At 69.3% G+C, this 17,503-nt stretch carries 16 protein-coding genes, 1 tRNA gene and 4 pseudogenes; 8 read left to right on the forward strand and 13 right to left on the reverse strand.

Annotation, left to right across the window (positions count from 1 at the left end; genetic code table 11):
* Positions 1-27 precede the first annotated feature (27 nt).
* Positions 28-1,080, forward strand: a complete 1,053-nt coding sequence (gene pgfA / locus K228_RS0118715; protein WP_025619815.1) for a cell envelope lipid trafficking protein PgfA — start codon at positions 28-30, stop codon at positions 1,078-1,080.
* A 132-nt stretch (positions 1,081-1,212) separates the two neighbouring features.
* On the opposite strand, the gene K228_RS0118720 is transcribed toward pgfA, so the two are convergent.
* A complete protein-coding gene (locus K228_RS0118720) occupies positions 1,213-2,883 on the reverse strand; it encodes a DUF885 domain-containing protein (protein ID WP_025619816.1) in 1,671 nt (556 codons plus the stop codon).
* Positions 2,884-3,048: 165 nt separating this feature from the next.
* Between K228_RS0118720 and K228_RS0118725 the strand changes: the two genes are divergently transcribed.
* Positions 3,049-4,164, forward strand: coding sequence for a DMT family transporter (locus K228_RS0118725; protein WP_342667128.1), 1,116 nt, complete (start codon positions 3,049-3,051; stop codon positions 4,162-4,164).
* Here K228_RS0118725 and K228_RS0118730 read toward each other — a convergent pair.
* A pseudogene (locus tag K228_RS0118730) lies at positions 4,113-5,114 on the reverse strand (PHP domain-containing protein); the annotation flags it as partial. The gene K228_RS0118725 and the pseudogene K228_RS0118730 overlap by 52 nt on opposite strands.
* 31 nt (positions 5,115-5,145) lie before the next feature.
* Positions 5,146-5,890: pseudogene (locus tag K228_RS25825) on the reverse strand (M23 family metallopeptidase).
* A gap of 56 nt (positions 5,891-5,946) precedes the next feature.
* Between K228_RS25825 and K228_RS0118740 the strand changes: the two are divergent.
* From K228_RS0118740 to K228_RS0118750, 3 genes are all read left to right on the forward strand, one after another.
* The gene (locus tag K228_RS0118740; RefSeq protein ID WP_025619819.1) at positions 5,947-6,309 is read left to right on the forward strand and encodes a hypothetical protein; all 363 of its coding nucleotides are present in this window, start codon (positions 5,947-5,949) and stop codon (positions 6,307-6,309) included.
* 289 nt (positions 6,310-6,598) lie between these two features.
* Positions 6,599-7,123: a tRNA adenosine deaminase-associated protein gene (locus K228_RS0118745; RefSeq protein WP_025619820.1), complete on the forward strand. Its 525-nt coding sequence runs from the start codon at positions 6,599-6,601 to the stop codon at positions 7,121-7,123.
* Between the two features lie 70 nt (positions 7,124-7,193).
* The gene (locus K228_RS0118750; RefSeq protein ID WP_025619821.1) at positions 7,194-7,649 is read left to right on the forward strand and encodes a nucleoside deaminase; all 456 of its coding nucleotides are present in this window, start codon (positions 7,194-7,196) and stop codon (positions 7,647-7,649) included.
* A 56-nt stretch (positions 7,650-7,705) separates the two neighbouring features.
* On the opposite strand, the gene deoD is transcribed toward K228_RS0118750, so the two are convergent.
* Complete coding sequence (deoD, locus tag K228_RS0118755) at positions 7,706-8,413, reverse strand: purine-nucleoside phosphorylase (protein ID WP_025619822.1); 708 nt, start codon at positions 8,411-8,413, stop codon at positions 7,706-7,708.
* A 77-nt stretch (positions 8,414-8,490) separates the two neighbouring features.
* Between deoD and K228_RS0118760 the strand changes: the two genes are divergently transcribed.
* Positions 8,491-8,580, forward strand: a tRNA-Ser gene (locus K228_RS0118760).
* A gap of 87 nt (positions 8,581-8,667) precedes the next feature.
* Here the strand turns inward: K228_RS0118760 and K228_RS0118765 are convergent.
* Positions 8,668-9,681, reverse strand: coding sequence for a methyltransferase (locus K228_RS0118765; protein ID WP_025619823.1), 1,014 nt, complete (start codon positions 9,679-9,681; stop codon positions 8,668-8,670).
* Between the two features lie 97 nt (positions 9,682-9,778).
* On the opposite strand from K228_RS0118765, the gene K228_RS0118770 reads away from it, so the two are divergent.
* Positions 9,779-10,159 (forward strand): YccF domain-containing protein, encoded by a 381-nt coding sequence (locus K228_RS0118770; protein ID WP_025619824.1) that lies wholly within the window; start codon positions 9,779-9,781, stop codon positions 10,157-10,159.
* Here the strand turns inward: K228_RS0118770 and K228_RS0118775 are convergent.
* The 8 genes and pseudogenes from K228_RS0118775 to K228_RS30570 all read right to left on the reverse strand — a co-directional run.
* Entirely contained in the window at positions 10,143-10,778 is a 636-nt protein-coding gene (locus K228_RS0118775; protein WP_025619825.1) for a hypothetical protein, read from the reverse strand. The genes K228_RS0118770 and K228_RS0118775 overlap by 17 nt on opposite strands.
* Before the next feature lie 97 nt (positions 10,779-10,875).
* The gene (locus tag K228_RS0118780) at positions 10,876-11,616 is read right to left on the reverse strand and encodes an MFS transporter (RefSeq protein ID WP_025619826.1); all 741 of its coding nucleotides are present in this window, start codon (positions 11,614-11,616) and stop codon (positions 10,876-10,878) included.
* A 60-nt stretch (positions 11,617-11,676) separates the two neighbouring features.
* Positions 11,677-12,591, reverse strand: a complete 915-nt coding sequence (locus tag K228_RS0118785) for an aminoglycoside phosphotransferase family protein (protein WP_025619827.1) — start codon at positions 12,589-12,591, stop codon at positions 11,677-11,679.
* Positions 12,592-12,642: 51 nt separating this feature from the next.
* Positions 12,643-13,982, reverse strand: a pseudogene (locus K228_RS25830) (autotransporter outer membrane beta-barrel domain-containing protein).
* 306 nt (positions 13,983-14,288) lie between these two features.
* Positions 14,289-14,999, reverse strand: a complete 711-nt coding sequence (locus tag K228_RS0118795; RefSeq protein ID WP_025619828.1) for a class I SAM-dependent methyltransferase — start codon at positions 14,997-14,999, stop codon at positions 14,289-14,291.
* Between the two features lie 41 nt (positions 15,000-15,040).
* Positions 15,041-15,391: a DoxX family protein gene (locus K228_RS0118800; RefSeq protein WP_025619829.1), complete on the reverse strand. Its 351-nt coding sequence runs from the start codon at positions 15,389-15,391 to the stop codon at positions 15,041-15,043.
* Positions 15,392-15,482: 91 nt separating this feature from the next.
* On the reverse strand, positions 15,483-16,370 hold the full coding sequence (locus K228_RS0118805; protein WP_025619830.1) for an RNA polymerase sigma-70 factor: 888 nt from the start codon (positions 16,368-16,370) through the stop codon (positions 15,483-15,485).
* A 196-nt stretch (positions 16,371-16,566) separates the two neighbouring features.
* Positions 16,567-16,923, reverse strand: a pseudogene (locus K228_RS30570) (right-handed parallel beta-helix repeat-containing protein); the annotation flags it as partial.
* A gap of 438 nt (positions 16,924-17,361) precedes the next feature.
* On the opposite strand from K228_RS30570, the gene K228_RS30450 reads away from it, so the two are divergent.
* The coding region (locus tag K228_RS30450; protein ID WP_425414529.1) for a transposase at positions 17,362-17,503 on the forward strand (142 nt) is incomplete at its 3' end.

Genomic DNA, 17,503 nt, shown 5'->3' on the forward strand with positions numbered 1-17,503 from the left:
AGGGCGGCAGGCATTATAGGAGGAAGAGTGAAGCTTCGGGTTAGTGCCGCGCTCTTCGGGCTCGGCGTCTTGTTGCTGGTCCTCGCGGTCGGGCTGCCCCTCTACGTCGCCCCCGCCATAACCAAGCTCCCCTACGACCTCAAGCCGACGACGTTGGTCGCCGAAGCGCCCAACGCCCGGTTCTTGCAGATCACAGCCGACAGTGAAGCGGTCACCGTCGAAGTTCCACGAGCCACCCTGCGGTCCACGATCGAGGTGCTTCCCCAGCCCGGTGCGACCAAGGATCGGCTTCCAAAGCAGCTCAAGGGCGACGCGGTGATCTGGGATGTCTACCAGACCGTCGTCCGTAGTGACACTGAGGACCCGATCACCGCGTACAGCACGCAGCTCGCCCTCTATCGCGTCTCTGGTACTGCCGCCCCCTGGGATGACCAGTGGCTCAAGCAGGACGACAGCGAGGGGACCCCGAAGGGCAACGTCCAATACTCCGGGCTGACCTACAAGTTCCCGTTCGGTGCGGAGAAAAAGGACTACCCGATCTTCGACCGCGACCTCAAGGAGGCGCTCCCGGCGGCCTATGTAGGCACCGAGACCCGCGAGGGCATCGAGGTGTACCGCTACGAACAGCGAATCGAGGAGGAGGAGCTGTACACCCCGGAGGAGAGCCTGCAGGTGCTGCTGGGCACCTTCGCCCCGGAGGCCACCACCGGCAAGGTCATCTACAGCAACACCCGGACGTACTGGGTCGATCCGGTTACTGGCGCCTGGATTGACACGCGGGACCAGCCGCGCAAGGAGCTGCGTCCGGACGTCGGGCCCACCACCGTCCTGCTCGACGCCGACTTCAGCTACACGGACGACACCGTTAAGAACAGCGTAGAGACGGTTAAGTCGAACCGCCTAAAGATTGGCCTGGCCCGGCTCTGGGGCCCGATCGCCGCAGGTGTCCTCGGCCTGATCGCCCTCGTCGTCGGCCTCCGGCTGTTCCTGCGAACTGGCGGTGCCGCAGGTCGGCACTCTGCCGCAGCGCCGGCCGGCGGCAGTCCGGCAACAACCAAAGTGGACCAAGAGCCAAGCTAGCCGGGTGGCTGGCTGCCGCGAGGGGTGAGGGGCAGGTCGGGCGTCGGCCCCTCACCCCCGCCGCCCTTGCCTCCCCGGGGCCCGCCTGGAGCGGATGGTGCCACCGCGAAAGGGTGCGGGCGCGGTCCGCCCTCAGATCCGGGCGAGCGCCCGACGTAGCGGGTCCAGGCCGAGGGAACCCAGGTCGAGCGCCTGCCGGTGGAACTCCCGGAGGTCGAACTCCGCCCCCTTGCGCGCCTTGGCATCGGCCCGAGCCTGCAGCCAGATACGCTCACCAACCTTGTAGGACGGTGCCTGCCCGGGCCAGCCCAGGTAGCGGTTCAGCTCGAACCGGAGGACCTCATCCGGGACCCGGCAGTGCGCCCGCATGAACTCCCAGCCCAACTCCGGCGTCCAGCGTTCGCCCGGATGGAAGCCGAACGGGTTGTCGGCCGGGATTTCCAACTCCAGGTGCATGCCGATATCGACGATCACCCGAGCGGCGCGGAGCGCCTGGCCGTCGAGCATGCCCAGCCGGTCGCCCGGGTCCTCGAGGTAGCCCAGCTCCTCCATCAGCCGCTCGGCGTAGAGAGCCCAACCCTCGCCATGCCCGGAAACCCAGCAGAGCAGCCGCTGCCAGCGGTTGAGCGTCTCCGCCCGGAGCACCGTCTGGGCCACCTGAAGGTGGTGGCCCGGAACGCCCTCGTGGTAGACGGTGGTGACCTCGCGCCAGGTGGAGAAGTCGTCGATGCCCTGCGGCACGGCCCACCACATCCGGCCGGGACGGGAAAAGTCCTCACTCGGGCCGGTGTAGTAGATCGCGCCGTCACTCGTCGGTGCCAGGCAACACTCGATTTGGTGGACCTGCTCCGGGATGTCGAAGTGAGTGCCGTGCAGCTCGCTGATCGCCTTGTCGGCGAGGTTCTGCATCCAGTCCCGGAACGCCTCCTTGCCCCGGACGGTCCGGGCCGGGTCCGCGTCCAGCGCGGCCACCGCCTCGTCAACGGTGGCGCCGGGGCCGACGATCCGTGCGGCGACCGCTCCCATCTCCCGCTCGAGGCGGGCCAGCTCCTCGAACCCCCAGGCGTACGTCTCGTCCAGGTCGACCCGGGCACCGAGGAAGTATTGCGAAGCCAGCTCGTAGTGCGCTCGGCCGGCGGCCTGTTTCGCCCTGCCCTGCGGGGCCAGTTCGGTGCGGAGGAAGCGGCCGAACTCGGCGGTCGCCGCGGTGGCGGTCGCGGCACCCCGGCGCAGCTCGGCGCCGAGTGCGCCACCCGCGTCCAGCCGTTCCGCCAACCCGTGGAAGAAGTTGTCCCCGTCCGGGTCCACCCAGCTGTCACATTGCTTGGCTACCTCGAGCAGCTGGGCACGCGCGCTGGAATGGCCAGCCGCGGCCGCCTCGCGCAGCGTGGTCTGGTACTGCTCGAGCGCTTCGGCGAAGTGGTTGAGCCGTGCGGCGATGTTGGCCTGGGCCTCCTCGCCATCGGTCGGCATCAGGTCGAACACGGAGCGGAGTTCGTGCAGTCCGCTGGTGATGACGTTGACTCCCCGGCCGACCTCTCCGGCCGCGTTCCGGGCGAGCTCCAGGTTGAGCCGCTCCTGCATGGCCTCCTTCGCGGTCTGCTCCGGCGGCGACTGGGGCAGCACGCCGTCGAGGTCGGCGAGGACTCGGCGGGTCAGGTCGGCGCGGGCGGCGTAGCCGTCCGGCGAGAGGTCGTCGAGGCGGTCATCGTGGCCGCCGATGCCGACGTAGGTGGCGCCGGTCGGGCTCAGCGCGGCCCAATCCGCCACGTACCGGTTCGCAATATCGTCGATTCGTCCCACGATCTCGACCCTACGTGATCGTGAAGTCGGAATGCGCCTGTGCGTTCGGCGGATTCCGGGGTGCTCTGGAGACCTTTGGTCGCCTGCCGGGAGGACCCTGTGACTACCGACACGACGTCTGAAAATCACCAGACTTGCCCGTGTACGGCCGGCAGACTGTCAGGGGTGACAGTCGAGTCCGCCCCTGACCGGGCAGCGCTGCGGAGCTGGCTGCCCGGGTACCTCGCGTTGGCCGCGATCTGGGGTTCTAGCTTCCTTTTCATCAAGATCGGGGTACGGGAGCTGCATCCCGTGCACCTGACCCTTTACCGAGTCGGCGCCGGCGCGTTGACGCTGCTGATCTTGCTCGCGGTGCTGCGCGACCGGCTGCCCCGCGAGCCGCGGGTCTGGGCCCATCTGGTCGTCACCGGTGGGATCGGCGTGGCGCTTCCGTTCACCTTGTTCGGCTACGGCGGGGAGCGGGTCGAGTCCATGCTCTCCGGGATCTGGAACGCCACCACACCGCTGGTCGTGCTCCCCATGGCGGTGCTGGTCTTCCGCACCGAACGGCTGACCGCCGCCCGGGCCGTCGGACTCGGGCTGGGCTTCGTCGGCGTACTGGTGGTGCTTGGGGTGTGGCAGGGGGCGGGTGGCGCGCACTTCGTCGGTCAGCTGATGTGCCTCGGCGCCGCGGCCTGCTACGGGGTGACCATCCCTTACCAGAAGAAGTTCGTCGCGGGCCGCTCCTACTCCGGGCTGGCCCTGTCGGCGGCCCAGCTGTTGATGGCGCTGGCGCTGCTCACCGTTGTCACCCCGTTCGTGGCGGGTGTCCCGCCGATGCCGACCGCCCTCTCCGGCTCGGTCCTGGCCAGCATGGTCGCGCTTGGCGCACTCGGTACCGGACTGGCCTTCCTGATTCACTTCCGCAACATCCGGGTCGCCGGCGCGAGTACCGCGGCGACGGTGACCTACCTGATCCCGGTCTTCGCGGTGCTGGCCGGTGCGCTGGTCCTCAACGAACGGCTGACCTGGCACCAACCGGTCGGTGCGGTGGTGGTCCTGCTCGGTGTCGCCGTCACCCAGGGCCTGATCGGCCCCCGTCGCCGGCCACGCGCCGCCGCGCTACCGGCCTCGGCAGCCGGACCCTCGACCTCGACGGCGGAAGCGCCGGCCGCCGTTGGTCAGGAGCGGCTTGCGGCCCACGCCACCAGCCGCTCCGCCGGCCAGGTGTTGACCACCCGGTCGGCGGGGACGCCGCAGCGGGCGGCGCGTTCGCAGCCGAACCGTTGCCAGTCGAGCTGACCGGGAGCGTGGGCGTCGGTATTGATCGCGAACTCGCAACCGGCCTCCAGCGCCCGCCGAATCAGCCGTTTCGGCGGGTCCTGCCGCTCCGGCCGGGAGTTGATCTCGACCGCGACGCCCCGTTCCGCGCAGGCCGCGAAGACGGCGTCCGCGTCGAAGTCGCTCTCGCCTCGGGTGCGCCGACGGTGTCCCCGGTCGCCCGGCCCGGTTACGCCCGCCGGCCGGTTGGAGACCATCCGGCCGGTGCAGTGCCCGAGGATGTCCAGGTGCGGGTTCGCGATCGCGGTGAGCATCCGACGAGTCATCCGCCCCCGCTCGTCGGAGAGGTTGCTGTGCACCGAGCCCACCACCACGTCGAGCTGGGCGAGCAGCTCTTCGTCCTGGTCCAGCGCGCCGTCGGCGAGGATGTCCACCTCGATGCCGGTGAGGATCCGGAACCCCGTCGGTAGCGCCTCGTTCAGCTGCCCCACCTGCTCCAGCTGGCGGCGCAGCCGGTCGGCGGTCAGTCCGCGCGCCACCTTCAGCCGAGGTGAGTGGTCAGTGAGCACCAGGTACTCATGGCCCAGCTCGACCGCGGCCAACGCCATCTCCTCGATTGAGGAGCCGCCGTCGGACCAGTCCGAATGGGTGTGGCAGTCGCCGCGTAGGGCGGTCCGTAGCGCGGTCGCCTCGGCGTCCAGGTCGGTGCCCTCGGTCGCCGCCAGCCGACGCAGGTAGACCGGCTCCTCACCCGCCAGTGACTCGGCCACGCAGCGAGCGGTGACCGCGCCCACTCCGGACAGGTCGGTGAGCTTGCCGGCCCGGGTCAACTCGGCGACCTCCGCGGCGGGCAGGGCGGCCACGGCCTGCGCCGCCGAGCGGAAGGCGCGCACCCGATAGGTGGCCTCGTTGGCCCGTTCCAGCAGGAAAGCTATCCGGCGTAGGTCGGCGATGGGATCCCGGGCGGTCATTCCTGCAACCTAGCGGCTGCGGCCAGGACACTCACGGCTCCTTCGGGCAACCGTGTCGGCGTTGCCAGTCCGCCACCTCCACGGCGGGCGAGCGGTTGACCCCACGTCGCCACGCGTCCAGGTAGGGCGCCGGCCACACCACCCCCCGCCGGATCCACCAGCCGTCCTTCCCCGGACACGGCGGTGAGATGCCGAAGTGCAGGTGACACACGTTGTTCGCGTTGCCGGTCCGGCCGACGGTGCCGAGTTTGCTGCCCGGCGACGACGCGTACGCCCGGGTTGAGGCCCGCCGCGACCTCGGTCAGGTGTGAGCCGTAGTAGCGCACCCCGTCATCGCCCAGCACCGCCACGGACAGGCCGCCGTTGAACGGACCGCGGGGACCACCCGGGTCGAAGCGGTCCACCCGGCTCACCTCCAGCACCGAACCGTCCATCACCGCCACCACCGGCGCACCGCAGTCGGCGAAGATGTCCGTGGCGGGGTAGCCCGAATGGGTCGGATGGTGGGAGGCGTTGCTGGCCCGTGCCGGGAAGACGTGCCGGACCTCGGCGGGCGGCGGCTGCGGTGCGGGCGCCGATGCGCTCGGCAGAGCCGCTGTTGCCGTTGGAGCCGAACTGGCCGACGGGGTGGCGGGGGTCGGATCCGTGGTGGCCGGGCGACTGGCCGGGCCGGTCTCCACCCCGGGGCGGGTCGTCGCGCAACTCGCGGTGAGCACCGCGGCGAGCAGGAGCAGCAGGGGGTACGCCGGGCGGCGTCCGGTCAACGGCGCAGGCATCCGGCCATCCTGACAGACCAGTACGGTGGGAGGGAGAAGCCGGGGAGGAGGCGATCGTGACCGACCCGTACGACGGGGGCCCTACCCGAAACCCGTCTGGGCTCTTTCCCGCTGGGCCGCCGACCCGGCCCACCTACCGCGAACCCCACCCGATCGACGGTGCTGCGGTGCTTCTCGGTGGCGTCGTCGCCACCACCTGGCTGCTGTTCTTTGGGCTGCTCGGCGCCAATGTGCGTGGATACGCCTGGTGGACGGTGTTCGCCGGTGGCCTCGCCTGGCTGGCGGCCCTGGTGTTGGTGCGTCACGGCGACCGGGGCGTCGCCACCGGGGTTGCGATCGTCGTCGGTGGTGGGTGGAGCATCGCGACGGCGGTCGTTGCGAGCCGCTGGATGGCCAGTGGAGACTGGCCCCTCTGGTAGGGAAACCGGCACCCGTTCCACCCTTCTCGCGGCGGCTTCGATCGGCGCCGCGGCGTTGATTGGCCGCCCGTCGGGGCGTTGGCCGGTCGCTCGCCGATCCCACCGGCTAACGTGCACGCGTAAGACCGTCCGCGCGTCCTGGGCGAGCGAGCAGGTGGAGCTGGCACGCGGCAACCGGGCTGGTCACGCGGCAACCGGTCTGCGGTCGGTGGCCGGGTCGACCACCGATGACCCAAAGCCGCGGACGGTCGAAGGTTTCGGGGCTACGCCGAGGAAGTTTGGGGGAACCGTGTCGTACTTTGCTGCGGCCGTGGTGCGGGACGAGAGCGGCTGGACCGCCGCCGAGGTGAACCTTCGTGGCGCCGTTGACGTGGACGGGGTCGCCGACCGGTTGCGCGACGTCGACCCCGGCGCCGACCTGTCGCTGCTCTTCGTCGAGGCCGAGGACGAGTACCTGGTGATCCTGCGCCTCGACGAGGGTGAGGACCTGCGGGTCTTCGGCTCGGATTCGGCGTACGCCGAGGAGACCCAGCTGGGCGCGCTGCTGGTCGGGGACCTCAAGGCGTCGGTGACCGGGCTGGAGGAGACCGAGGGACCCCGCGCCACCGGCAGCGATCCGGAGAGCGAACAACCCGCCGCGGATCCGGAGGCGGACCCGGTCGGGGACGCGGACCTCCTCGCCGACCTGGGGGTGTCCGGGACAAAGCTGATCGCGCTCTGCGGTCACGAGGGGATGCTGCCGGCGGATGTCACCACCGAGACGTGCACGGTGTTGGGCTGCGCCGACGAGGTCGAGGAACTGCGTGAGGTGTGAGCCCGTCGGCGCTGGTGTGGGTCGGACCGGCGTGGGCGGTGCCGACCGCCGGCAGCGCCACGAAGAGTGGATGCGCCGGGCGTTGGAAGTCGCGGTCGCCGGGGCGGGGAGCATTGCCGCTGCCGACACCCCGGTGCCCGCCGCTGATGACATTCCGGTCGGTGCGGTGCTCCTCGGCCCGGACGGGGCCGAGCTGGCCACCGGCCGCAACGAGCGGGAGCTGACCGGGGATCCGACCGCGCACGCCGAGGTGCTGGCGCTGCGCCGGGCAGCTGGCCGGCTCGGCCGCTGGCGGCTCGACGGGTGCACCCTGGTGGTAACCCTGGAGCCGTGCACGATGTGCGCCGGGGCGTTGGTACTGGCCCGGATCTCCACGGTGGTGTTCGGGGCGTGGGAGCCGAAGACCGGCGCGGCCGGCTCGCTCTGGGACGTACTGCGCGACCGCCGACTGAACCACCGCCCCGAGGTCTACGGCGGAGTCCTCGAAACGGAGACAGCGGCGGTCCTGCGAGCCTTCTTCCGGTAGGGCCGGCGTCCGGTTTGTCCTGGGGCTGGGGCTGGGGCTGGGGGTGAGCGTGTTGATCAGGCGATGATGGTGTCCAGGGCGATCTCCACCATCTGGCTGAACGTCTGCTCCCGCTCCTGCGAGGTGGTCTTCTCCCCGGTGCGGATGTGATCGCTGACCGTCAGGATGGTCAGCGCGCGGGCCCGGAACCGGGCGGCGATGGTGTAGAGCGCGGCTGACTCCATCTCGACCGCCAGCACGCCGTAGTCGGCGAGCGAGTCGTAGAGGTCCGGCCGGTCGGTGTAGAAGGCGTCCACCGCCAGAACCGGCCCGACCCGCATGGTGACGCCGCTCCGCTCGGCCACCTCCACCGAGGTGCGCAGCAGCCCGAAGTCGGCCACCGGCGCGTAGTCGATCAGCCCGTCGAAACGTACGCGGTTCATGTTCGAGTCGGTGGAGGAACCGATCGCGGCCACCACGTCGCGGAGCTGGAGGTCCTCGGTCAGGGCACCACAGGAGCCGACCCGGATGAGCGACCGGACGCCGTACTCGTTGATCAGCTCATGCGCGTAGATCGAGGCGGATGGCATGCCCATGCCGGAACCCTGGACCGATACGTCGACCCCGTTCCAGCGGCCGGTGAAGCCGTACATCCCGCGGACGGTCGAGTAGCACTTCGCGCCCTCAAGGTAGGTCTCCGCGATCCACTTGGCCCGCAGCGGGTCACCCGGCATCAGGACCCGCTCGGCGATCTCTCCCGGCTTCGCGCCGATGTGCGTACTCATGGCAGGGATTCTGCCAGCCCACCCCCGGCGCCGTACCGGTTGGGCCTTCCGTCGGGTGGTCCTGTAGCCTACTCGGCGGTGGTGTGTCCGAGTGGCCTAAGGAGCACGCCTCGAAAGCGTGTGAGGGTTTACGCCCTCCGCGGGTTCAAATCCCGCCACCACCGCCACTGAGCAGGCGAAACGCCCGGTCGGTCCGGAAGGACCAGCCGGGCGTTTCGCTATCTCAAGATCGCCAGGCTCAATTGTGGTCTCAGTCAGGGCCGGCGGGCCACCACCGCGCCGTTCGCGCCGGGCGCGTCGAAGGCCACAACCCGGGCGTCCACGAAACCGGCGTCGCCGAGCCAGGTGACGTACTCGGTGCCGGAGTAGTTCTTGCCGCCCTCGGTTTCGACAAGCATGTTCATCCCCATCAGGGCGGCCTCCGGCGGGCCGGTGCGCTCGTCGTTGAGGAGTAGCTCGGAGATGACGATCGCGCCACCGGAGGGGAGCGCGCTGTGGCACCGGGCCAGTAGCGCCCGGTTGGTCGCTTCGTCCCAGTCGTGCAGGATCATGCTGAGCAGGATCACGTCGTGCCCGTCCGGCAGTGCCGGGTCGGCGAGGAAGTCGCCGGCGACCGCGCCGACTCGATCGGTCAGGCCCGCTTCGGCGATCCGCTCCTCGGCTCGGGCGCAGACGTGCGGCAGATCCAGGATCGTCGCCTGGAGCTGCGGCAGTCGCTGGCAGAGCTCGATCGGGAAGGCCCCGGCGCCACCGCCGACGTCGAGCAGCCGGCGGTGGGCGCCGAAGTCGTACGCCTCAGCCAAGGCGCGCGCGGTGAAGCGGGAGGTGGAGAACATGGCGTCCCAGAACTCGGCCACCAGCTTCGGGTCGGTGGTGTCGAACATGGACTGCTGCTGCGGGTCCCAGGTCAGCGGACGGTTATCGCGCAGCGCCTCGCCGATGCGATGCCAGGGCAGGTAGGTGTGCAGGTCGGAGTAGCGGACCTGGGCACCGAAGTAGTACGGCCGCCCCTCGACCAGGAACTGCTCGGCCAGCTCGGAGTTGCGGTAGCCGGCACCGGATTTCTCCAGTAGCCCCAGGGATGCGCTGGCGGCCAGCAACAGGTCGGCTGGGCGTTCGTCCATCCCGAACTCGGCGGCGGCTTCGGTCACGGTGATGGTCCGTCCGCCAGCCAGGCGGGTGAACAGGCCGAACTCGACACCAACGGCGAGGGTCTTGAAGCCCCAGACGCCGGCTACGAGCTGCATCAGCGGGGTAGGAGTGATCATCAGTAGATAAGAGCACAAAGTGGTTCATGGACCTGGGCCGGCACCGGAGGCGGTGCGCGAGATCGGCGAGGTGGCGGACGTGCGTCACGCTAGGAGCATGATTCGATTCGTCCTGAACGTGCTGTGGCTCATCTTCGGTGGCGGAATCGTGCTGGCCTTCGGCTACCTCGTCGCCGCGGTGATCTGCTTCGTCCTCGTCATCACCATCCCGTTCGGGGTCGCCTCGCTGCGGCTGGCTTCGTACTCGCTGTGGCCCTTCGGCCGCACCCTGGTCACCAAGTCGGGGGCCGGCATCGCCTCCGGGCTGGCGAACGTGCTCTGGGTGCTGTTGGCCGGCTGGTGGCTGGCGCTGGCGCATCTGATGGCCGGGGTGTCCCTCTGCATCACGATCATCGGCATTCCGTTTGGCATCGCCAACTTTAAGCTCGTACCGGCGGCATTCTGGCCACTCGGCCAGGAGGTCATCGAGGTCCGTTGAACCGGAGCCCACCTGGCTCGCCGGACCGGAGCCCACCTGGCTCGGGGCGCTGGCTGGCCTCGGCTTCTCGCCGCTCCCACTCCTCGACCAACTCGTCCCAGTAGTCGACCCCCAAACCTCGACGTCCGTGCGCCAGCCAGCCGGCGGTGTTCCGCTCCACGTGCAGGCCGAGCTCGGCGAAGAGGTCAACCCACGGGCCCGGCTCCACCCCCACCTCGACCAGGGCGGCGTTGATCGGCCACTGCCCACGCGGCCGATCGAACACCGAGTCGAAGCGCGGCCCCCAGGACCGCTGACCGCCGAGCCACACCGCCGCTGCCTGGTGGCCGACGCCGCCGGTGAACTCCGCCTCGACGTACGCCACCGGCCCCTGCCGCGACCAGCCAACCAGGGTCTCGGTCAGCGCGGCGGAGAGAACCAGCGTGAACGGGCGCTCCGGGGTGGGCTGCTCGACGGCGTAGTCCGGCGGCGCCCCAGTAAGCTCCTCGACCAGCTGCGAGGTCACCGGCAGCAGGGCGAAATCCTGGCGCAGGTTGCCGAGGACCGCGTGATCCAGCCCGCGGGTCTCCCCGTGCAGCAACCCGCCGTCCGCGATGATCGCGCTGAGCTGGTAACTCATGCGTCCACAGGCTGTGGATGAGACATGTGTACGAAGAGCCCGGCCGGCTTCGCCTCCGTCGCTTGCCCGCTGCGCTGCACGTCCTCAGTATCCCTGCTCAGCTCGGGGTGGGCCGGGACACGACCCACCACGCGGCGGTCGCCAGGACCGCGACCAGGCCGCTGAAGATGAAGGGTGCTTCGATCCCGATCGTTGCCGTGAGGACACCGCCGAGCAGCGCGCCGCCGGCGGCGGCGCTGAAGCTGAGGGTGCGGCCAGCCGCAATCGTCCGGCCGAGTAGCTCCCGTGGCACCAGCCGTTGACGTAGTGACACGACCGTGACGTTGAGCACCGCGAACGATCCGCTCGTGATCACGATGGCGAGGATCGCCGCCCACAACTGGGTGGTTACGGCGAGCATCGCCGGGATGCCGGCGGTGGTGGCCAGTGAGCAGGTGAGAATCATGCGGTGCCGGCGGCCCGCGACGAGTCGGTCAACGATGAACGAGCCGAGCAGGCCGCCGAGGGCGCCAGCGGTGAGCAGAATTCCGAAACCGGTCGCGCCGATGCCGAGGGGGCCCTCCGCGTACAGCACCAGGATCGCGAACCAGGCGCTGTCGGCGGCGGCGACCGCGGCGGTGACCAGCGACCCGGCGAGGAGGCCGGTCACCAGCCACGGCAGGGATTTGGCCGCGGCTACTGCGGCCACCGCGATCGGGTTGGCGGTCAGCGACGCGGCGAGCAGGGGGAAAGCTGCCAGTCGGATGCCGTCACCGACGTTGGCGAGGGTTGAGGCGCTCCAGAACGTCCAGAAGGGCCGTCCCAACGGAACAGAACTCGTGACCATGACGGGCATCATCGCATCACCGGCGCCGCCATTGGGGGCGCTGGATTGGCCCCTCCACCCTCATCCTGGCGGCTACCTGCGCACCGCGGCGGTGAGGCGGCGGAGGGCGGCGTGCGCGGGTGGGCCCCAGGAGGGTTTGCCGCCGGGGCGGCCGTGGACGCCGTTGTCCCCGATGAGGACGCAGTCGAGGGCGCGGAACGTCGCCCAACCGCGGGCGCGGCGCAGGGTGGCGGGGTCGGGGGCCGGCTCGTATGCCGCCTGGAAGTGGTCGAAGCCGGCGGGCAGCAGCAGCCACCCGGCGGCGAGGTCATAGGCGGGATCCCCGGTGCAGAGGTCGCCGAAGTCGATCACTCCGCAGAGGGTGCCGTCGGCGGTGAGAACGTTGGCCGGGTGCAGGTCAGCGTGGAGCCAGAGTGGTGGGCCGGTCCAGGGCGGAGCGGTTACAGCGTCCCGCCAGACGGCGCGGAGCGCGTCCGGTTCGTCGATCAGACCACGTTCGGTGGCGGCGGCGAGTGCCCCGGCGAACTGCTCGGACTGGTCAATCAGCGGCCCACCCCGGTCCCGGCCGGCAGGTGCTCCGTTGGGGGCGGGTTGGTGCAGCGCTGTCAGGAAGGTTGCCAGCGACCTGGCCGCGTCGAGGGGGCGCGTGACCGGGGCTTGGTCGGCGGGGGTGCCCGGAATCCAGGTGGTGATGAGCCACGACCGAGGAAATCGTTCGGAGGGTACGCCGAGCCGTTGCGGGACGGGGACCGGCAACGGTAGGCGCGGGGCCAGGGTGGGTACCCAGGCGTGTTCCTTGTGCAGCAGCACGTCCGCGAAGACCGTGGCCCACGGAAGCCGGACGGCCAGGTCGTCACCGAGCCGCCACAACTGGTTGTCCCACCCCCGCGCGCCGAGCCGGATTGGGCGCTCGGCGAGGTCGGGGTGCTGGTCGCGTACCAGCTCCCGGATCAACTCCGCGGTGATCTCCTGGTTGACGTGGGTCATGCGGAGCAACGTATCCGCTACCGGGCTCCCTCGGGGCCCGGCGTACTTGCGCTACCCGGCGCAGCCGGGAACGTCGCCGGAGCAGTTGTCCGGCCGATTCTTGACCACGACGGTGCCGGTGGCGGTGTTCAGGTTCACCGTGCCGCCCGCCTCGTTGTAGATGCCACCGCCAGCGTCGCCGGCGATATTTTTGGTGACCTTGGTGGTGAAGAGGGTCACGGTTCCGATGGTTTCGTTGTAGATGCCGCCGCCCTGGCTTCCGGCCTGGTTGCCGAAGATCTTCGTGTTTCGTAGCACCAGATCGGAGAGGTTGTAGATGCCGCCGCCTTCGATGCTGGCGTTGTTGTTCTTGATAACACTGTCTTCAACGACGACGGACGCATTATCGTCCGCCCCCAGGCCGCCGGCGATTGCTATCAGGGACTCGTTGTCGGCGATGGTGACCGAACTGAGCGTTACCTGTGTGTTCAGGCCCGCGAGGATGCCGCCGACCACCTCCGTGGCGATGTTGTTCGTAACGCTACTGTCCGCGATGGTGGCGCTGCCACGCTCGACGAAAAGGCCGCCGGTGGCTTCTCGGGCGCGATTTTTGGAGATGCTGCTGTGTTCGATCCGAACAGTTCCCGTACTGCTGATTCCGGCTCCCACCACGGCGGTGTTGGCGTGGATGTCGGACTTACTGATGTTGAGTAGGCCGGAGTTTCTGATGCCTCCCCCGAAGGGGGCGGCGGTATTGCGGCCGCGACCGTGGAGGACCGGAGGTGGGTGGTGCCGTTGTTGGCGATGCCGCCCCCCGCGGCGCTGGCGATGTTGCGGGTGATGGTGCTGTGACTAGTGGTCAACGCTCCACCCGCCTCCACCAATATGCCAGCTCCGTCAGCGCCAGCGCCGGTGGTCTGGCCGCCGGTGACGGTCAGCTGGTTGAGGGTGAGGTTGCCGCCGGTGTTGACGGTGAGGATGCGGAACTGGTCAGCCGCGGCGGCGCGTTCGATGGTGGTGTGTTTGCTGCCGTTGAGGGTGATCGGGGTGGTGATGGCGGGCAGGCCGGCACCGTCGATGTTCGCGGTCAACAGGTAGGTGCAGTCCGGGGCCAGGTCGAGCACACCCCCACCGCGGGCGTTGGCCAAGGTGATCGCGGCGATCAGGGCATCGGGGTCGCAGGGTACCGGTACGCCCGGTGACTTCCCACCTTTCCTTTCCGGTTCCTCCCTGCTCTGGTCACTGGGCTTGCCGCTGGGCCGGCCATGTAGGACATGGCTCTGCGGCCGTTCGAGTTTGCCGCGGTGCTCGTCGGTGGAGGGCCGATCGGCGACAGTGGTGCGGTTGCGTCCGACAGCATCGGCGGCCGGGGCGGCGGCGACACTGGCGGTGGTGAGGGCCAGGCCGGTCACTCCGACCGCCCACCACCGGGACCTCGCCCGGCGTCCACCGGATCGATCCGGGTCGGGCTGGTGGGTGTGGTTCTGATGGCTCATCGCGGTCTCGGTTTCCTTCCCCGTCACGGACGAGAAGCCACCACGCCAGGGCTGGCCGGGCGACGCTCCTCGGCTACCAGGCCGGCGGTAGCAACCACGTATGAGTTAAAACCGACACTGACCTCACTAGGATATGAATGCGAAAATAATGCCCAAACCAGGCAAGCCTCCCGTGGTAGACGTGCCGCCGTCGTCCCAGCGGGCGGTAGCGCCGGTCGGGCGCTACCGCCCTGGGGCTGGCAGCGCCCGGATCGCGAGGAACCCGATCGGCTCCCGCAGCAGGCGCTCGTAGCGGTCTCGATCGACCAGCGCCGCTTCGGCGGTCGGCCGTGGCTCCAGCAGCCGCTCGATCAGAAAGCCCGCTTCATGTAGCTCTTCGCAGGTCCGCTCCAGCGGGGCTAGCCAATAGCGCACCTGCCAGCCCTTGCTCCAGGTCTCTTCGACAACGCGCACGTCGAAGTAGCTGCCACCGTGCCGAAGCCAGTCACCGGTGGGGTGTAGCCGGGACAGCACGAGCGCGCCTTCCGGCCGTAACACCCGCCGCAACTCCCGCAGGGTCGAGGTCCGGTCATCGACATACTCCAGCCCGAGCGCGAACAAGACCAGGTCAACCGAGGCATGCGGCAGCCAGTGCAGCCGTTCAGCAAGATCGTGTACGTGGAAGACGCCGGTCGGTACGCGCTCTCGACACAACTGGACCATGCGCGGGCTCTGGTCCAGCCCGATCACCCGGGCACCCCGGGCGACCAGTTCCTCGGCGTAGAGCCCGGGACCGCAGGCCACATCCAGCACCGTGCGGCCAGCGACCTCACCGAGCAGCCGCAGGCAGGCCGGCCGGTCGTAGTGAGCGTTGTAGAGGCCCTCACGGGCGTGCTCCAAGAACTCGTCGGCGAATGCTTCGTACTGCGGTCCTGGTCCCACGGCGTCGGTCATGTAGCCAGTTCTACGCGCAGCGGCGTGGGCTATCCATGGTTTCACCGGTGATAGGCGAGGCTGACGGTGAGCGCGGCGAGAGCGACTATAAAGAAGAGTGCCCAGGCGCCGAGCCGAAAATTGCCGGCCCGTACGTGTACGCCCAGCGCGCCGAGGAAGTACAGGACCAGACCGGCCGCCGCGAGGGTGCCCAGGACTGGCACGACGAAACCGGCCAGCAGGCCGAGGGCGCCGGCGCCGAGGAGCACCCCTAGTGGCCGTACCCACGACCGGGGCACCCGGTTGCGGTCCGCCTCCGTCTTCGGATACTCGTGCCCGATCAGGTTGGCGGCGGCGGCCGAACCGTTGAGGGCCGAGGCGAGCAGGGTCACGACAAGATACGTTGCGAACATCGTTGCCTCCGTGCGCGGGACAGGGGTATTGGTCAGTCGTTCACGGACGAGGTGGGGACCCGAGTTGTGACGCGGCCGTAGGTGAGCTGGGTCACCCGAATGCCCCGGTCAGCTTCTGCGGGTTGCTGACCACGTGGATAGTCCGGACCAGACCCCCCACCAGGTGCAGGGTCATCACGAGCACGGTCTTCCCGTCGCAGCGGACCACCACGCCGGGGCCACCGTTGACGGGTAGCACCCCGACCGTCGAACCGGCCGGCTGCTGCCGGGAGAGCACGACGATGGCGCGGGCCACCAGGTCCGAACCGTGAATGGGCTTGCGCGGTGCACCCGTGCAGCCGCCGCCGTCGCTGACCATCGTCACGTCCGGGGCCAGCACGCCGAGCAGTGCGGTGATGTCCCCACCGGAACAGGCGGCCAGGAAACGCTCGGTCACCTGCTGTTGGGTCACCGGGTCGCTGTCATAGCGGCGGTGGCGGCTCGCCACCGCTTTCCGGGCCCGGTGCGCAAGCTGCCGTACCGCCGGCTCGCTGCGGCCCAGGAGCTGCGCGATTTCGGCGTACGGGTATCCGAAGGCCTCCTTCAACACGAACACCGCACGTTCTAGAGGGGACAACGCCTCCAGAACGAGCAGTAGTGCGGTGGAGACGGAATCGGCGAGGGCCACCTCGTCGGCGACGTCCGGTCGAGTGCGGATGGGCTCCGGCAGCCACGGCCCGACGTACGCCTCCCGCCGCACCCGGGCGCTGCGTAGCTCGTCGATCGCCAGCCGGATGGTCACCCGAACCAGGAACGCCTCGGGGTCCACGACGGTGGCCGGATCGACCCGACTCCACCGCAGCCAGGTCTCCTGTACCACGTCCTCGGCCTCCTTGGCGCTGCCGAGCGTCCGGTACGCGACCGCGTACAACAGGCCACGGTGCCTCATGAAAAGCGCCTCGTGCCGGGCCCCTGCCACTTCCTCAGCCACCCGACCCATGATCCAGGTTGTGCCCCGAACTCACCGGCGCGGTCCGGCTCGCCTTCGGATATCGCGAGTCGGCTGGGCAGGGGGTGGTGGCCGCCGTGCCCGACGCAACCGACGCTGGTCAGCGGCCGGGCACGGTGGCCCAGACCGCTGACCAGTCGGGGATCGGCCGGGACCCCCTTCGCGGGTCGGTGCCGATTCTAGATCGCTAGCCGGCGCAGCCAGGGACGTTGACGCAGTTGTTCGGACGGTTGCCGACAACGATGGTGCCGGTAGCAGTGTTCAGTTCGACCGTACCAGCGTTGAAGATGCCCCCACCGTCAGTGATGGCGACGTTCTTGGTGACCTTCGTGTCGAAGAGGGTGGCCACATTGCCGTTGTCGATTCCGCCGCCCTGGTTCGCCGTATTGCCGGCGACCTTCGTGCGTCGCAACAGCAGGGTGCCCCCGTTTCTGACCCCGCCACCGGAAGCGGCGGCGGCGTTGTTGTTCGTGATGATGCTGTCCTCGACGACGGCTGTGGTTCCGCCAATAATTCTGATGCCACCGCCATCGCCGGCGGTCGCGGTGTTGCCATCAAGGGTGACGAACTGGAGCGTGAGTGGGCCGGTTACGGTGAAGATGCCCCCGGAGTCCTGGCCGGTGTTGCGCGAGATCTCCGTCTTGGTCAGGGTGCTGGCCCCACTGGTCGCCAGGAACAACCCGCCGCCGGACCCCTGACTGCGGTTGCTGTTGACAGTGCTTCGCGTGACCTGTATCGAGCCGCTACCGGAATTGGCGATGCCACCACCGACGTTGGTGGCGGTATTGGCATCCACGTGTGGGACTGCGTAGATTTCCGTGTTTGACCTGGGTGTGGTCCGTTGGACAGGACGTTGATCCTGTCCAGGAAGGACCACGTTATGGCAGACAAGAAGAACACGGTTCAGCTTCCGCAGCCGTCGGCGGCGGAGGTGGAGTTCGCGTAGCAGCTGGTCGAGCGGGCCAAGGCCGATGGAGTCTCGTTGGTCGGTCCGGGTGGGCTCCTCGCGGGGATCACCCGCACGGTCCTGGAATCAGCGCTCGACGCCGAACTGGATGCCCACCTCGACGAGGTCGGCGTCGACGAGGAGTCGGGTCGGCGGAGCAACGTTCGCAATGGGCATG

The sequence above is a fragment of the Salinispora cortesiana genome, assembly GCF_000484695.1.
GTDB classification, from domain to species: domain Bacteria; phylum Actinomycetota; class Actinomycetes; order Mycobacteriales; family Micromonosporaceae; genus Micromonospora; species Micromonospora cortesiana.

Excerpts from the sequence above, each read along its gene's own strand:
- deoD (WP_025619822.1), bottom strand. The coding sequence starts at position 8,413 with ATGAGTACGCACATCGGCGCGAAGCCGGGAGAGATCGCCGAGCGGGTC.
- K228_RS0118795 (WP_025619828.1), bottom strand. The coding sequence starts at position 14,999 with ATGACCGACGCCGTGGGACCAGGACCGCAGTACGAAGCATTCGCCGAC.
- K228_RS0118765 (WP_025619823.1), bottom strand. The coding sequence starts at position 9,681 with ATGATCACTCCTACCCCGCTGATGCAGCTCGTAGCCGGCGTCTGGGGC.
- K228_RS0118775 (WP_025619825.1), bottom strand. The coding sequence starts at position 10,778 with ATGAGTTACCAGCTCAGCGCGATCATCGCGGACGGCGGGTTGCTGCAC.
- K228_RS0118770 (WP_025619824.1), top strand. The coding sequence starts at position 9,779 with ATGATTCGATTCGTCCTGAACGTGCTGTGGCTCATCTTCGGTGGCGGA.
- K228_RS0118750 (WP_025619821.1), top strand. The coding sequence starts at position 7,194 with ATGCGCCGGGCGTTGGAAGTCGCGGTCGCCGGGGCGGGGAGCATTGCC.
- K228_RS0118805 (WP_025619830.1), bottom strand. The coding sequence starts at position 16,370 with ATGGGTCGGGTGGCTGAGGAAGTGGCAGGGGCCCGGCACGAGGCGCTT.
- K228_RS0118780 (WP_025619826.1), bottom strand. The coding sequence starts at position 11,616 with ATGATGCCCGTCATGGTCACGAGTTCTGTTCCGTTGGGACGGCCCTTC.
- K228_RS0118785 (WP_025619827.1), bottom strand. The coding sequence starts at position 12,591 with ATGACCCACGTCAACCAGGAGATCACCGCGGAGTTGATCCGGGAGCTG.
- K228_RS0118800 (WP_025619829.1), bottom strand. The coding sequence starts at position 15,391 with ATGTTCGCAACGTATCTTGTCGTGACCCTGCTCGCCTCGGCCCTCAAC.